Source organism: Legionella sp. PC997 (assembly GCF_014109825.1).
Lineage (GTDB): Bacteria > Pseudomonadota > Gammaproteobacteria > Legionellales > Legionellaceae > Legionella.
Map to the genome: position 1 here is coordinate 1,318,724 of NZ_CP059576.1, position 16,742 is coordinate 1,335,465.

The window sequence follows — 16,742 nt, forward strand, 5'->3', positions numbered from 1 at the left end:
ACTACTTCTGATCAGGGGTACACAAAGAAAAAATTTGCCCGAATTAATTCCATTTTTTCAAGAAAGTTCTAGAGGCAAATCTTTGGTATGGAATTTTGAACGAAAAGCCCTTGGGCAATTCCTTTCCCGAATGAATAATTAAATAGAGAGCTAAAACAGGATGCAGCTGGGCTGAGTTGAAAGCATCTGATTTTCAAGGATTGCAACACATTGATCCACCAAGCGTAAAATCATTTCCGCTTTACTTTCAGGCGGCCTAAAGCCAAAAAAGCGCAAGCTAAAAACAGATGAATTATTCGATGCGTGTTTCATACCTGCTTTTAACGCTTCCATCATCGCCATGACAATTTCGTTGAAAGAGCATGTTTTGACTTTTTCATTGTTGGTGCCATTAAGAAAAATCAGCATATCACTTACAGTACCTTTGATTTTCTCAATATCTTTTTCAGTGATAGAGGTTCTTAGAGCATCGCTTTCATCATTGGAAGTCAAAAGAAGAGAGACAGCCAGTGCTGAACTTGCGAGAACATCGGGTTCGCGTGACAGGGTAAAATCAATCTGATTATGCTGGGTATAGAAGTTCAGAACTTCATACAATTGTAATAATAGAATACCGATACTTGCGATTTTATTGAGTCTATCTTCTATTTCAGGTAAGGATTTAAGTGCGAAAAAATGAATAAAGTATATTATCTTAAGCGGGTTTACTGATTCCAAATTAAGATTTTTTGTTATGAGATAATGGTTGAAAAATTCTTGAGCTTCATGTTTAGTTGCTTCTCGATCGGCTTCCAGAAAACGTTTGCACACCAACATACCCTGATGATTGCTAAAGCCCAATAAGTATTGAAGTATTTCATTCGGCAAGTTATCAAATGGATTTATAGAGTCGGTTAGTAACGTAGTTGTCATGAGTAAACCATCGAGGACTTGTAGGATATTAAGCAGTAAATGTTATCATGATGAATGATAATTGCACAATCTTTGCAAAGTAAAAAAACTTATTAATATTTTTATTCAAAGTCCGAATCACTAGGGTACTAATAAAAAAAATTACTGAGCTATTCTATAATGTATATTATTGGTACTTTGAGATTGGCCATGTTACCTGCTCGAATATTTTTTTTTGAAGCACTCATAAAAAGTTTTTATTCTCACTATATTTATGAGAATTCCTTAGCAAAAAAGTTACAGAAAAGGCAAGCCCTACTGGATTTATCCTCTCTAGAGAAGGAGTTTGAGATCTGGAAACAAATAATACAGACCTTAGATTATAATACCAGATTAGAATATTTAATTTGCCACAAGCTACCAGAGAGTAATGTAACTAGTGATTTTATCAAATTATTAACAACAGCTTTAAAAAAAAATTCACACTTAAAATCATTGTCTTTAATAAATAGCCCTATTGGAAACACAGAAGCCCCCTTTATTGCGGAATTGTTACAAAACAACACTACATTAAAAGAAATTGATTTAACTTATACCAATTTTGACGCGAAAGGAGTAGATACAATTGCCCATGCGTTACAGGATAATAAAAGTCTTCAAATATTAAGACTCAGAGGTTGTACTGTTGCAGGAGTTACAGATAGTTTATTGGAAATATTAAGTAAACATCCCTCGCTTGAGGAACTTAATTTAAATGATTGTAGTTTACAAATTGACTCTGGTTTAACCCAGCTTCTAACAGAGAGTCATTCTTTAAAAAATTTAAACCTGGGTATAAATTATTTTGGCCGCTACTATATAGATTATTTAACAGAGGGATTAAAAGGTAATAAAAATCTAATAAAATTAGATTTGGTAAATTGTAGTTTAGATAAATCTTATCCTGAAGGATTAGAAGCATTAACTAAGGCTTTAATGGTTCACCCCACTCTAACCCATTTGAATTTGTCCTCAAATGGACTTGACTCTACAAAGTATCCTGTTGCAGCGGAACTCGTTAAAAATAACTCTTCTCTTAAACAGTTGAAATTATCGGGAAATGCAATGGGCAACGCAGGAGTTCAACACTTAGCGACTGCTCTTAAAAATAACAATGCACTGGCCACTTTGGTTTTGTCTAACAACCAAATAGGTGATGAAGGATTAAAGCATCTAAGTGAGGCGCTTCTACATAATAATACGCTCGTTCATCTTGATTTAGTCCAAAATGATTTTAACTCGGTTCGAAGTTTATGCGATTCTTTGCAGAATAATATCTCGATAACCGCAGTGGATGTTGATAAAAAAGGTATTTTAGATAACAGCATGGAGGAACTAGAACTCCTTTTAAAAAGAAATCAACGGATAAAAAGTACTTACCTCCTAGTATTAAAAGAAGCAGAATCCAAAAAAGATTTACATGGAATGATTCGTGTTTTAAAAGAAATGAAACATGAATTCCAAAACAAGGAGGATAAAGTTTGGACTCCTGCTCAGCTAGGAACTATCTATAACGCTTCGCTGGAATTTATTAAATTCAAATTAGGCGAGGAGTTAGTCCAAAATCAAAATAAAGAGCAAAATTTATTACATTTTATAGACATTTATGTTAAAGCAATCCCTCTGTTAAATGATATTCAGAATCAAGTATTATCTGCCGTATCAAATTACATAAATACAACACCACTCACAGAAAACGAAAGTAAATGGTTTATGATGCTACGGACTGTTCTTGGAGGAGGTACGTTGGGAGATGAATCCCTGGATGAGGAGAGCGTAGCTATTTTCAAAAAGGTTATGGATATTTTAACCCAAAAAATAGTTTCCAATTATGATGATAAAATAGATACAGCAATTAGGCCTACCGTTACCCCATTTAAAAAATATTATAATCAGGATGATTTTATTGAAAAACAAAGACGAGATGTCCACTATGGGTCACTTAATCGGGCTCGTCTTAGATTTTCAGGGCTTTGTGAATTAATTTGTAATTATATTATTAAAGAAGATCTCTTGGGATTTTCTGCTCAAAACGAATCCTTAGATTCTTTTGATTTAAACAGACTTCTTCCTCAAAATTTAAATGATATTCATTTGTTGGCAGGGCTGTATCAGTTAAATAATGACTGGGTGATTGGAAGCCATATTTTGGATACCAGTAGTTCTGCTGAAAAATTTGCCGCATATTTTTTGAATAAATACCCTTACTCCCTATTCACGTTCTCAGAAGTAAGTCCAGATAAAAAACAAGTGGATGCTGCATTGCTCTCCAATAAATTAGCTGAACTGAAGGTGGGAACCTATATAAAATTTAAGGTTTTTTCTAAATCTTTTGGTAAAATGGAAGGACATTCCATGTTAATCAAAAAGAACCATGATGATACCTATTCCTTTTTTGATCCCAATAAAGGAGAACAACTTCAATTATCTTCTCTTGAGCTTTGCGACAAATTAAACAAATCAATGAAACTATATGATGGTACTCATATGGCCTTTCTTGATGGGATTAAATACATTAAAAGTTTAAGACCAGTGTCCTCCAATCCTTCTTTATCACGAACCCATTTGGACATAATGAAGATAGATCCTCTGGACCGACGCAAAAATATTGATATTATTTACAATATATTATCCAGTTCCTTATTTTACAATGAGGAGAAAAACTCTCCTCGCTATATCAATGAATTAAAGAATATTCTTACACGAATTGATTATAATAACGAATCAAATATTGTAAAAAATCTAATTGAAATTAAGAAAATATCGAAAATGGAACCTGATGCTGATGAAAACACCCATGTTCAAGGATTGAGAGACATATTGAATAGTCCTACATCAAACACGTTTGCTGCTATACGTGAAAATTTATATCAAGATCCAAACATAAAGGAAATAATGGATGAGCTGCATTCTCCTGAACAAAACCTGGCACAAGGATAAATTTATCCAATTTTTCCGCGGAATGACTAGGATCTTAATTTTTCCTTAAATGAGGCTTAAAAAATTTTTTTACAAATCCGGGTTAATAATTTTCTTTTCTTTATTTAGTGGTTCCAACGGGACGAGAAGCCATATAATTACATATGCAAGAAAAGCCGCACCTCCGGCTAAGAAAAATACAATAAATAAAACACGAACCCAAAATGGATCGAAGTTAAAATATTCTCCCAAACCGCCACAAACCCCTGCAATAATTTTATTATCTCGTGATCGCCAAAGTTTTTTATAAGGGGGATCCGTTTTATTCATTGTCTCTCCATTTAATTTCAGAAGTCCTCTAAAGAGTATAGAAGATTTTTTTAATAAATTGGTCCCATCAATCTTTCTAAGATTGTTACTGTTGTTTTTTTACTTCTGAAAAGCTTGATTCAAAGCAAAATTATCTCGAATATTAAGAAAATAACTAGGCCTTTTATAAAATATAATATCGCAATCCCACTTGAATCTGATTACTGTATAATGTATTAAAACTTGTTGGTGTTCCAATTAAACCAATATTAAAAGGACCTCCGGTATCATAATGTCCAGTATTGGAAAATTTACCCAGATCCACAAATTGATAATTAAAATCAAGTAACAAACGATCACAGAGAGCATAAGCCAATCCGGCGCCTACCTGCCAAGCGAAGTGATTGACGGTATGACCGAATTCATTTTGCTGTACGAAAGGCCAATAAATACTATTGGTTGTATTAGAACTCAGGCCAATACCAGCCATTAAATAAGGCATAACTGGTAGGTTTAAATCAAAGTCATAATAACCATTAGCCATAACGGTATAATTTCTGAGTTTCGCAGTACCTATTTCAGGTGCATCATCCGTTGCTTGGAATGAAATGGAAGGGCGATAAGTAAATGTAACGTCGGTTCTCAATTGCGGCATGAATCGATAACCAATCCCAACACTATAGCCCAGTCTGTCTTCTATATGCGTATCGAGCGCACTGATTGGAGTATTTGAAAGATAACTCGCAGTCATTGCCGAAGGGTCATTAAAAAAGTTGTAACCTAAATCACCCCTTATATATAAATTTCTGATAGGTGTATTTGTTCCCATGGTCCCTGAATATAAGTTTCCTGCAAAAATAAGACCCGAAATAATATAAATTATATTCTTTTTCACTAATTATCCTTAATTTGTAGATACTTACTCATACTATAACGAGATTAATTTAATGATGTAAACTGTCGCTACAAATTAATTGTAATTTTCTTGCTTGGATATCCTTGGAAGTCTATAGAATGATGTAATCTGGTTAATCGCATTTGAGGCCGGTTAGATGGTGCACTTTGTTCCTTTTCAAGGGCTTCTAGCAATTTCGGTAGCCGCTCGAGTGTTCTTCTCGTGCATAATCTTTTTCCAACTTGATATCGCTATAGTTAATCCCCGTTTTTTCGGCTATAACAGTAAATATACGGTTCAGATCTCCGTCGGGTTTTATGGGTTTTATCCCCTAAATTTATCTTTATTTGTTGCAGAAGCTCCTTAATTTAACCTCTAAAGAAGGAGAAAAACCACACTTAATTCTAGAAGAGAAAAAGGTTCTAATTACTTCATCCTTTCTTTGCTCCTCGTAGGTAACCCCACAAGTAGATATACGAAATCAGGGGATTAATCGTGTTTCAAAGAAAAAAGTTATCTTAATTGTTCCTTATCATTGCGTTAAATTCAAAGATAATGTACAAGACGAGTATTTTAAATACAAATAATGATTTTGAGGAAAAATGATATGTCTTTGTGGGAAGTTTATGCAGAAGAAGCCCGTGATTTTGATCAAATAGTGAGACAAGGAGTAAAAAAAGCAAAAAATATTTTGTCAATATATCCTCATGATTTTGAAGATGAATTATTATATGTGGCTGTGCGATCCCTTCTAAGACAAAATGATATTGATGCCTATACAGAAGTTTCAGAATCTAAATGGAAAGAAATACTTAATGGAAAAACTCTTTTTAATGTGATTCTCGCCTTTCATTTGTCGGTATTTGATGAGCAAATCTTTAGACAATCAAATTGGCTTAAAAAAAATGATGTTTTTACAGATGAAAATAATATCGAGTTACGGCGAAATCTTTTGAGTCAATTGTATGAAATCCGTATTAAAAAATTTGAAGGCCATACCATCGAGGAAGCAATTCGATTTAAGTTTGGACAAGTTACAGAGTTAAGTGATGTACTCATGAAAACAGATTTAGAATCTCTTAAAGATCACAGTACTCTAAACATTCTCGAAGTCATCTCCAGCATACTAAAATACTTTTGTATGAGCATTTTTTTTTCGTTATACCATGATCCCGTCATTTCAAATAAATGCAGCATGGGAAATGCATGCAGCACTCTCTGGTCTGGAAAATCATTAAATACGGTTCATATGGAGCATTTAAAAGCTAAATCAGAACAATTAGAACATGTACGAAAAATAGTAAGTGACTCTTTAAATATTCAGCAAGAAGAACAGATTGCAGTAATTTCAATTACATAATTTATTTTTGCTAGATGATTTTATTGTGTGTAATGTTTGCGCTGGAATCCTGGTTGCAAGCATCCAGGCTATGCTTGCTATTACATACAATTTGTTAGTAGTCGTTTTACTTTTGCTAAACCTAGGCTTCGCAAATTTGCTATATTGTTCTCTGGTATTGCTTCAGTGGGACCATAAAAGGCAATTGCTTGATCAAGCATCGTTTCTCTTAATAAATGCAGCATAGGGTAGGGGGAGCGGTTGGTATAATTACTTACGTCATCTTGAGTAGTTCCATAGAATTGGTATGCGGGGTGAAAAGTTGCTAACTGGTATACCCCCTGGTATCCAGATTGCATTATGGCTTCATTGGCAAGATCAACAAAGTCTAAATATTCAAGAAATTCACTTAAAAAATGCGGATACAGGAGTAAAGTCGTTCCCGTAGCAGGATTTGCGTTTAAAAGTTCAATTTCCATGAATAAATCTTGAAGACCTTCTTCAAAATTTTTAGCTGAACTTACTTCTATCCTTACCCCATTTTTATCCATTTCATGTTTTGCAAAAGGACAGAAGTTGAGTCCGATCACCATGGATTGAATCCATTTTATGGTCTGTGAAATATACATTGACTAGCCTGTTATATGGGTTCTAAGTGACCTTTTATCTTGTTGAATTGAAAATGTAAAGCTTCTTGTTCTATCCGGAATACCTGATCTAATTACTGTATCATTTTTGAAAAGGGGAATAACCTTCAAGTAAACATGAATCAAATGTCATTAGTAAAGAGTTTTTATAGTTTTGCTGATTACATTTTTCAAGATCCTGGTTAGATATATAGATTCTTTGCGATGTGATCGCCCAAGCATATAAAGCCCACTTACTTTGGAGCAGCATCCATTTTTATTATACGTAGTCATTACAGATGGCATTTTATGTCTTAGACCCTTTTCGATAACTGCTGGAGCAATATTAGGGGTTCAGCACCGATAATTAAAATATAGCCTATAATTTAAACATGTTGTATTAATTTGTATCTTGCCATGAAACTCAAAATTGATCCCACGTTGATTAACAATTCCTCCCAAGAAGCACAAGCATTAGGTAATTATCTGATTAAGAATGATTTAGCTTTTCTTGAGAAGAAAGGAGAACATAAGATAGGGCCTTCTCTCGAACTAGAAATAACTCACAACTTGATTCTTGATCAAGAAAATACCAATTCTAACATTAAAAGGTACTATGTTATTAGTAAAGATTTTCTAGGAAAAGGTGCTTTCAGTAAGGCTAGGGGGGCTATGGGTTTTATTGATGTTGATATAGCCAGTGGTGAGGTTACCTATACGCCAAGTGAGGACAAGGCTATTAGAGTAAAAAACACCCAGTATGCCCAAAAGAAAATACTTGATACCGGTGCAGCTCCATATAATCACTCAGAAGCAGTTTCAGCTTATGAGCAAACGAAAAACTTTGACCATATAGGTATGCAACCCCCTATTGAGGTAAAAAAATCCCACGCTCAACTCGGTTTATTCTCAAAAAGTTATGCGCTCATGAATAAGTTAAAGGGTAGAGATCTAGATGTAGAAATTGTCGATTTTATTAGTAATGCTGATCCTGATACTGCAGCAATGGTTAAAAGTGTCTTGCTTCCTATATTGGAAGCATATAAAACACAAATTTCCGATAAAAATTTTGTTCACAGGGATATTAAACTAGAGAATATACGCGCTTATTTATCCGGGAAGGGGTCTACGATTAATTTTTTAGATGTAGATAGTGCTTTAAAAGTTGGTGAAAAGGATACGGTTTATGGCAGCCCAGCCTTTTTGCCCCCCGAGCTATTTCAAATAAGCTCTACAAATACTATACCAGTAACTCCAGCAAGAGACATCTTTCAACTTGGGGTGTTGTTAATAGCGTGTTTAAATCCAAATTTAGATCCTAGCTCTTACTTTCCAGATCAGCTAAATGCACAGAGTGGTCAGGAGGTTGTTGACTTCGCTCTTGAACAAATACACGAGAATGGATGTTACGATCCAGACAAGATGGGATTTGACTTATTTGAGTACATCCAAGACTCTCAAATCATTCCTTCATCAGAAGAAACTGATCTACGGAATGAGATAAAAGAAATTTTGAAGGAAATGACCAAAGAGGATCCGACTAAGCGTCCTGACATTGCTACTGTTATTTCTAAACTTAATGATATATTAATTAGGTTAGAACCACAGCAACAGCAACTAGGTATCGTACCATAGAACGCACGGTACAAATATTTATCCCACCCCATTCTGCTTTCAACGAGCCAAGAGGGATATCCGTGCGGTATTTGCTTTATATTTTTGCGTCACTTCTTAAATGGCAGGTGACTTAGAACCTATGAGGCGAGGCTTAGTCATTATCTTCTGCTCAAAAAGCTTCTTAAACAACCCGCTATGGAGCCAGGATGTTCTTCTTGGACGGTCTTTGACTGGTTTGCAGTTGCCTTATATATTCGTTTGTAACTTAAAGCAGCAAAAATACCCAAGAGATTGTTGGCGATGTTGAAAGCTTTTATTAAATCGCTTTCTTTATAGCTTCCCAACCAGGAAGATACGCAAATATGCTGTAGTACTTGGTATTGAGTGTCGCCCGGCTTCATATTGTGAAAATAAGTTAGATTCCATAAGCAAGTATTAAGCGAGAAAAATGGATGACCAATAACTGTTTCTCCCCAATCTATAATACTTATCTCTCCTGTGTTTTGTGAACGTAGCATATTATTATCCTGAAAATCGCAATGATTGATGGTTTCAGGGATTTTATACTCTGCCAGTTGTTCACATTGTTCTACACAGAACCCATAAGCCTGATTAAGGGCAGTGATTTCTCTGGCAGTTAGGCCATCAGCAATTAACAGCTCCGTTTCTGTTACAAGCTTGCTATAAAGCAACGGAAATTGATCAAGCTGCCAATTGGGAATACCCAAAGCAACCAACTGAGGTATATCATTTTCTAGTTTTCTTTGAATCGATACATAATTTCTAATCCCTTGCCTTAATAAGTCAGTATCAACATTGTCCTTTAAAAACAGAGCGCGTAAAGTGACATCGCCACAAGCTGGTGTCAAAAAGCAATGGTATCGATCATTTTTTGCAATGACTGTTGGGATATGCTGACACTCTTGAGCTTGAAGCAAAGAGATGGTGTCGGGTTCAAGATAAAGTTCGGGCGGCGTTTGCTTAAGATAGAAGACGCCTTTTGAGGTGTTTATTTTTTTCACGATGGAATGGGCTGGCTCAACTATTTTTTGTATCGCAACCAGTTTGTAATCATGAGCTTCCAGATAATTAACAGCCCATTGGGTAGCTGCATCATTATTTTTCATGCTTCTTCCAGATAGCGTGCAACTTGGGCACCACATGTACCACATTCGCCTTCAAGCCTAATTGTCCTACCATCTTCCATGACAACCGGGGATTTAATTCTGCATATGCTCCTGCATTGATTACACCAGACATTATTTAATATTATCTCTTTCTGCTTTACTTTTTCCCATAGGTGTAGCGCTTTTGGAGTGCCACGAATACCTGCAGTTTCTGGAATCGTGGTTCTTTGTTTTGCTAAATCCCAGTAGTGCATTAGCTCCATAACCGATTTGCCTTGGAGATTTTCCAAGCCGTGTTCTTTGGCAATATCCTTCATCGCATTTAAACGTTGTTCAAATTTATTCAGGCTGTTTCGCAAAGTGAGCTCGGTATCAAACTTACAATAAGTGCATAAAGAAAATACTGCGTGCAGTAAATCGCCGATTTCATCCTGCAAAGCAGCTCTTTTGTCTTTTGCCTCCAGATGTTCTTCAATCTCCAGGCACTCGCTTCGAATTTGCGCCATAATTTGGGCTTTGGTTTCCCATTGCAGGCCAAAAAGAGCGGCTTCTTTTTCTAAATGTTCCAGGTCATCAAAAATGCTTTTATTCATTCTATTTATTCAACTCAAAGTCCAATGCAAAATCAATTTATTTTGATAATATCGATCATCATTCATGGCAATAGTCCAATTAAACGCGTAGGTGCCTCAGTTGCTTGCCTTATTTTCAATGGGAAAGCCATAACAAAACTTCCTTTAGAGGGTAATTGTTCACTATTGGCAATATTTTCCACGATGTATCGTCCTGAACTTAACAAAATGCGATGTACTGGATAACCATCATCGGGCCTGTCAGGCGATAATGTGTCTATACCTAAACCCACAATGTCTCGTGACGCCAGCAAGAGGGCAGTTTCAGACGAGACACTGGGAAAATTATACTGGTTACGATATTGGATGGGATTATCCCAGAAACGTGCCCAGCCGGTTTTTATGATCACAAACGAACCCGGTTGAATTAGGCCATGTTTTTTTTCAAAATCAGCGATATCTTGTGGAGTGACACTATATAGTTCATGCGATTTTTGGGAGACATCAATGAGAATACAAGGAGCAACTAATCGATCCAGTGGAATTTGGTCTATAGACAATCCATCAGGACAGCAATGCGAGGGCGCATCCATATGCGTTCCTATCCCTGCCGGCAGAGTAAGATGTTGCACGCGAAATGAAGTTTCGCTGGTACAGTCAGCGTAATCCAATACTATTGTTGACGAGAAACCACAGTTTTCCTCCCAAGAAGGGCTGGTTTCATCCAAAGTATGGGTTAATTCGATGAGTTGATAGGGAAATTTCATTGTGTTATTTCACTTTTTTAGTAAACCATAATATCAAATCATCATCTAAAGAAACCATTTTTCCTGGAACAAGTGGTTTATAGTTATAGGTGACTCCCAGTCCATCAGGAATATAGCCCCGTTTGATGTAAAGTCGTTGCGCCTGGCCATATCCACCATCTTGCCCGCTATATAAGCCTACACCAATACCTACGTATGAGTGCTGACTTGCTGCTTTTTCTTCAGCGACTGTTAGTAAAGTACTTCCTATTCCAAATCTGCGAAAAGAAGGCAATACATTTAGGTCCATAATCTCTGGGATTTGTTTATGAGCGAATGGTTCATAGAGCGATGTCCATTTAAGCGTAACATAGCCTGCAATTTGGTCTTGAAAATAAGCCAACCATACGACTCGCTCAGCCTGTTGTTGTTCTTGATAATACGTTTCAAATAATGATGTAGGTTTTGGCCAATTTACTTTTTGAAAAGCATCGACCAGCAAGGGGATATCAGTCAACGCCAAGGGTTTAATAACAATAGCTTGTTGGTTTATTGTTGAAGGCACAAGCTGCTTCATCATATATACCATATTCCATTCATATCCAGCGGGTTTTAAACCAAAAAGAGCTTTAAATCCCACCGATTGATAGAAACGATACGTTTTAAGATAATTCGCTTCTGATTCAGAGGGACTCAGTGTTTCAACGGTTATGGTTTTAGCTCCTTGCGTTACAGCATAATGACAAGCTCCATCTATTAATTGCTTTCCAACACCTTGACGGTGAAAATCCCGTCTTACAGCCATCCAATAAATATTGGCATTATTAGGGTAAGGAAAATCAATTGAAATGAGAGCAATGTAGTTATCATCCCTTTTAGCGGCGAAATTTATATGTTGGGTAACCCCAATTGCGTAATGCTCATTTGCTTCTGGTAATCCAAAGTATTCAGGCAACTCCATTGTTATGGTTTGACACAAGGCTTTAGCGAGTTCACCCGATATTTTTTCAATTTGAATCATAATATTTTCCCTGTCGCAGTATTTGCGTATCAGATGACTGAAGCTTTTATATTTTTGTACTCATGCATTACATAAGATTGATGCGCTGAGAAACATTTAGTTTATCGATTTAATGTGTAGTGCTTAAGATTTTCTTCCGGGTGAATACTCATCAGAGAAAATGATGGTTCTATTTTTACCTTGTTTTTTAGCAACGTACAGTGCTTTGTCGGCCGCTTCGATTAATTCATGCATTGAAGAACCATGCTGAGGATAACTAGAAACCCCCAGAGAAATGGTGATACTAAAGACATTGCTTTTAAGTGTAATTGACATTTTACTGACCTCGTCGCGAATGGTTTCTGCAATTTGTTGTGCATTATCTAGAGTACAGTAAGGTAAAACTAATAAAAACTCTTCTCCACCATAACGACAAGCCAAATCACCCTCACGAGTTAATGATGCAAGCAGCTTTCCTAACAAAGCCAATGCTTGATCCCCTGTATCATGGCCAAAGTTGTCATTAACGCATTTGAAATTATCTACATCAACCATAATGAATGCAATCTTTGTTTGGTTTTGTTTTGCCTGACTTATTTGCTTCACCACATATTCATCCAGGAAACGGCGATTCAATAAACCTGTGAGGGGATCGCGAATTGCTTGGGAACGCAACAATTCTTTTAGACGTATATTTGCAATAGCTAATGAAACAGTTTCGCTAACCACATGAATTAAAGCGCTTTGTTTTTCAGTAGAGGAACAACTTGAATTTGTATCAATGAACAACAAACCCAATATTTCAAATTGAGCCATTAAAGGAATACATAAAGATGCGTGTTCTGTCTGGTGCATTTCTTTAATGTGCTGACAAATAACAGTTGGTTGCGAATTACTCACTTGATGAATGCATCCTCTCCTTAATGCCCAGCATTCATCAGGAGAAAAAGTTATGGCGTAGTCATTGCTCTTATTACCCCAGGTAATTTTCTTTTCAAGGTAATTGCGTGAATTATGCATGAGATATAAGACACCATCAGAAAAATCAAGAATTTCATTGGCAAATGAAGTAAAAGATTCAAGTATTTCGTCAATGTTTTTACAAGCCAGCAATGTTTCACTTAATTGAGTAATCAAAAACATTTTTTGATTAATCGACTCCAATTCTAATTTTTCTTTTTCAACAATCTCATACGCTTCTCGAAGTGATTTTTCTTTTTGCTGTAATAATTTTTTTTGTTCCGTTTGACGAGTGACATCGCGAATAATGGCTATGGCAGCTAATCCTTTAGCGGTATCTAAGGGGCTCAGACTAATTTCAAGAGGAAATATTTCTCCATTTTTTCGCTTACCACTAAGCTCCATTCCAAGACCCATGGGGCGCACGCGAGGTGATTTAAAATAGCTATCACGATGTTGTGGATGAGCTTTAGCGAAGTGTTCTGGCATTAAGATTTCAACGGATTGTCCTAATAGCTCTTCTTTGGAATAGCCGAACATTTCTTCGACTTGATTATTGCTAAATTCAATAAGACCATCTTGGTTGGTTAATATCATCGCATCAGGAATCGCTGATAAAAAAGCGGCATTGTATCGTTCACTGCCTTGCAATTTTTTATTAAGCTCCTGGATATCTTTGGCTCTTTTCAAGATTTCGGTCCCCGCTTTGCCTTTGCTGCTTTGCAAAGTTTCGATGATTTTCAGCTGGGAATCATGTGATTGCTGAAGATGAATAAATTCAGTGACATCTTCTACTCGATGGATAATGTATTTGACTTGGCCATTTTCTAGCACCGGACAATTAAGTGGACTCCAATAGCGTACCTCAAAATCACCTCCAAAAGAGGCGGGGCGGCGAATGTCGTATTTTTGAATGGCCATCGCGTCACAAGCCTTATCTTTTAAAACACGATTCAATGAGTGGCGTAAATTATTCACACCTGATGCGGATTGGTCGTTGGGATTATCTGGAAACACATCGAAAAGATGTCGACCTAAGATGTCTTCTCTTTGTACCATAGTCGCTTTAAGATAGGCATTACTAGCCCCCACAATGGTTAGTTGTGGTGATAGAATAAGGTACAAATCGGGTGCTGCTTCTAAAATGGCTTTGGCATCTTCCATAAAATTTTGAGAAATTTCCATTTCGTGCTTATCCCTTAATCTTTAGAATTACTTAATCTCTTCTCGCACCCACGGTGCAAATCTGATGAAGGTACTTAATCTTAATATCCGTCCCGGTTTATTGGGCATCATTATTCTATGGGTCAGTTTTTAAATGGGGTCACTTGTTGATGATTGATATCCTTTATGATTTTTCCGTGTATCACGGGAAATTTTCTGAGCCCATCACACATATCATAGCCCCATATTATTACCTAATTGTCGAGCAATTTCATCTGCGCCACAATATTTTGCTTATGTAGGGTCAAACTGCGAGTCTGACCCCCTATACATATATTTATATCAGTACACATTTGGGCAATGAGGTATGTTCTGTGATGTTATTTGAAGGCGCCTTATTCATCTCATCTAAGAAGGTTTTACCTCCTCTTTTTAAGTTCAATTTAGAACCTGTAATTTTGGGAGCGGATTGAGTTGAAGCTACCGAGGTTTCAAGCATTTCAATACCAAAATTTAAGTAATGAATTGTTCGAATCTCACTATTAACCAATCCTTGCACATTATGTTGATAGTATTCCAGGGGATCTTCTTCAATGGAAGAAATACTAAAAAGCGAACTGGGGTTAAATTTGTTCGATTCTACATGCTTTTTTTCGAACAACGCTTTCATCGCTTTAGTGAAGAAAGGGATGCATAACGCATTATCATTAAAGCTTCGATAAAACGGACAGGCAAATCCTTCTTCTCCTATTTGGAAGATGGTTTTACCATCCACTTTTCTGCAAAAATCTTTGCTCGCATAAATGGATAAGCTAATGGTAGAGATTTTTAAACTGTTTTCTTCGATCTTTTCAGATGCGAGGTGTTTCCTGGCTTTCAAATAAGTAGTTATGGTGTTAAATAAATTTTGTGGAATTTTATCTTCATCAGTCAGCGTATAAGGATTTTTGAATGTAGCGTCCTTCATTGCTTTAAAGGTAGGTTCATCGACAAAAATTCTGAGTGAAACAGGTGTAAGATCATCTTTTAAATGGCCTACATACTCGGATACTAAATGATTGGTATATGCAAGTACTCCTGGCAGTTCTGTGACTTTATTAAGCGGTCGTGTTGCACCCGAGGCTTTATATTTTACTTCAACCGCATAGCGTAAAGGCTCATTAATCTGATCTTCTCCATTAAAAACTTGAGGATGCACAATACCTCGTAAACCTCCACTGCCTACGAAATACTCGGTATCAGGGTGTTGCCTTTTTAATTCATTAAAATCTTTAATTTCCTGATATTGAATTTTAATGCCTATTAAGGTGGCAAAACCTCTTAGTTTTTTTTCTAGATCACTGATTATTACTTTAGACGGGATGCTATCAAGCACTTCTCCGAAGCCCTTGCTTCTGTCCATTCCCGCAAAAGAACTTTGTTCAACATACATCGCGTGATTGCGTATAGGCTCCTCATATTTTTCAAACATGAGAATTTCTTTTTCCGGGAATTGTAGTTTTAATTGTATTGCCCCTAACAGACCAATAGGTCCTGCACCAATGAAAATTATATCAGCCATATTTACTTTAGATTGAAAAACAGAAACTTATAATAGCAAGTAATGGGTGTTTTGCCTCCTATTTTCCTGAGCAGTATTCCGATCCATAGCTAATCAATATTTCCGGAAAAATCGTGATATAAGAAATTACGTTTAGAAAGAAGATCAATAAGACGAGTAATTTGATGTTGGGGGAGATACTTAAAGTTTTTTTAAATTAATTTTATCTTTCGAAGTTATAAATGAAGTCGTCACACGTATCGTTTTGTCATTTAATTTAAAATGTTCCGATGGAGTTTTTTTTATTTCTTCCATTATAGTCACTGTACCAGATCCAAAACACTGGGCTTTACCATTGGTACCCTCCAAGAGTAGTGCAGTATTTTCTTCCAGCCCTATTCCAAATAGATGAGGGTATCTGTTAATGGCATGGGCTAGCCGGGTAATACGTCCGCGTTGTATAAAGTGAGTATCTATAATTGAATTGGGTATAAGTCCCATTCCTGGAGTAATTTTCAAATATTCATTGATCTGGGGTGCTGCATTACTCCCGTCACATATCATTTGCTCAGACAGCATCATTGCGCCAGCACTGGTGCCAGCAATCACAATCCGCTCATGCTTATAGCGTTCTTTGATTAAATTAATGAATGATGTTTTTTCCAGAAGTTCTAATATCTGGATTTGATTTCCACCTGTAAAAAAAATAGAATCCGCTTGCTCTAATCGCTCTTTATATAATATTTTTTCATTATCATCCTGCTCATGTAATACAACAAATTCTACCTCGAAGTTTAATTTCTTTTTAAATATAGCGATATATTTTTCTTTTACCCCTTTAAGACCTTTGCCGCCAGCAGTGATAATAGCAATGGTTTTGCAATTTAGATTACGATAAAGGCTTATCAAAAGATCAGAGTGATACGCGTCACTTTTAGAATGCGTAGTCACTTCAGCACCCCCAATAATAAGTAATTTTCCTTTCATTAATTCTCCAT

General features: G+C 36.2%; 14 protein-coding genes. 3 read left to right on the forward strand and 11 right to left on the reverse strand.

Going from position 1 to position 16,742, the window contains the following annotated elements:
* Positions 1-150: 150 nt before the first annotated feature.
* Positions 151-912 carry a hypothetical protein gene (locus tag HBNCFIEN_RS05545; protein ID WP_182393072.1) on the reverse strand — a complete coding sequence of 254 codons (762 nt, stop codon included), beginning with the start codon at positions 910-912 and terminating at the stop codon, positions 151-153.
* A 189-nt stretch (positions 913-1,101) separates the two neighbouring features.
* Between HBNCFIEN_RS05545 and HBNCFIEN_RS05550 the strand changes: the two genes are divergently transcribed.
* Entirely contained in the window at positions 1,102-3,870 is a 2,769-nt protein-coding gene (locus HBNCFIEN_RS05550) for a hypothetical protein (RefSeq protein WP_182393073.1), read from the forward strand.
* Between the two features lie 69 nt (positions 3,871-3,939).
* Here HBNCFIEN_RS05550 and HBNCFIEN_RS05555 read toward each other — a convergent pair whose 3' ends face one another.
* Entirely contained in the window at positions 3,940-4,179 is a 240-nt protein-coding gene (locus HBNCFIEN_RS05555) for a PspC domain-containing protein (RefSeq protein ID WP_182393074.1), read from the reverse strand.
* 163 nt (positions 4,180-4,342) lie between these two features.
* A complete protein-coding gene (locus HBNCFIEN_RS05560) occupies positions 4,343-5,053 on the reverse strand; it encodes an outer membrane protein (protein WP_182393075.1) in 711 nt (236 codons plus the stop codon).
* A gap of 607 nt (positions 5,054-5,660) precedes the next feature.
* Between HBNCFIEN_RS05560 and HBNCFIEN_RS05565 the strand changes: the two genes are divergently transcribed.
* Positions 5,661-6,413: a hypothetical protein gene (locus HBNCFIEN_RS05565; protein WP_182393076.1), complete on the forward strand. Its 753-nt coding sequence runs from the start codon at positions 5,661-5,663 to the stop codon at positions 6,411-6,413.
* Positions 6,414-6,493: 80 nt separating this feature from the next.
* On the opposite strand, the gene HBNCFIEN_RS05570 is transcribed toward HBNCFIEN_RS05565, so the two are convergent.
* Complete coding sequence (locus HBNCFIEN_RS05570) at positions 6,494-7,021, reverse strand: DUF1415 domain-containing protein (protein WP_182393077.1); 528 nt, start codon at positions 7,019-7,021, stop codon at positions 6,494-6,496.
* A 414-nt stretch (positions 7,022-7,435) separates the two neighbouring features.
* On the opposite strand from HBNCFIEN_RS05570, the gene HBNCFIEN_RS05575 reads away from it, so the two are divergent.
* Complete coding sequence (locus HBNCFIEN_RS05575) at positions 7,436-8,653, forward strand: serine/threonine protein kinase (RefSeq protein WP_182393078.1); 1,218 nt, start codon at positions 7,436-7,438, stop codon at positions 8,651-8,653.
* A gap of 140 nt (positions 8,654-8,793) precedes the next feature.
* Here the strand turns inward: HBNCFIEN_RS05575 and HBNCFIEN_RS05580 are convergent, their stop codons facing one another.
* The 7 genes from HBNCFIEN_RS05580 to HBNCFIEN_RS05615 form a co-directional block, all read right to left on the reverse strand.
* Entirely contained in the window at positions 8,794-9,762 is a 969-nt protein-coding gene (locus tag HBNCFIEN_RS05580; protein WP_182393079.1) for a phosphotransferase, read from the reverse strand.
* The gene (locus tag HBNCFIEN_RS05585) at positions 9,759-10,355 is read right to left on the reverse strand and encodes a MazG nucleotide pyrophosphohydrolase domain-containing protein (RefSeq protein ID WP_182393080.1); all 597 of its coding nucleotides are present in this window, start codon (positions 10,353-10,355) and stop codon (positions 9,759-9,761) included. The genes HBNCFIEN_RS05580 and HBNCFIEN_RS05585 overlap by 4 nt, the downstream gene beginning before the upstream one ends.
* Positions 10,356-10,417: 62 nt before the next feature.
* Positions 10,418-11,101 carry a cyclase family protein gene (locus HBNCFIEN_RS05590; RefSeq protein WP_182393081.1) on the reverse strand — a complete coding sequence of 228 codons (684 nt, stop codon included), beginning with the start codon at positions 11,099-11,101 and terminating at the stop codon, positions 10,418-10,420.
* Positions 11,102-11,105: 4 nt separating this feature from the next.
* Positions 11,106-12,101 carry a GNAT family N-acetyltransferase gene (locus HBNCFIEN_RS05595; protein WP_182393082.1) on the reverse strand — a complete coding sequence of 332 codons (996 nt, stop codon included), beginning with the start codon at positions 12,099-12,101 and terminating at the stop codon, positions 11,106-11,108.
* Positions 12,102-12,224: 123 nt separating this feature from the next.
* On the reverse strand, positions 12,225-14,225 hold the full coding sequence (locus HBNCFIEN_RS05600) for a diguanylate cyclase (protein ID WP_182393083.1): 2,001 nt from the start codon (positions 14,223-14,225) through the stop codon (positions 12,225-12,227).
* A 316-nt stretch (positions 14,226-14,541) separates the two neighbouring features.
* Positions 14,542-15,765: a hypothetical protein gene (locus HBNCFIEN_RS17685; protein WP_255464365.1), complete on the reverse strand. Its 1,224-nt coding sequence runs from the start codon at positions 15,763-15,765 to the stop codon at positions 14,542-14,544.
* A gap of 180 nt (positions 15,766-15,945) precedes the next feature.
* Positions 15,946-16,731: a cyanophycinase gene (locus tag HBNCFIEN_RS05615; protein ID WP_182393084.1), complete on the reverse strand. Its 786-nt coding sequence runs from the start codon at positions 16,729-16,731 to the stop codon at positions 15,946-15,948.
* Between the last annotated feature and the right edge of the window lie 11 nt (positions 16,732-16,742).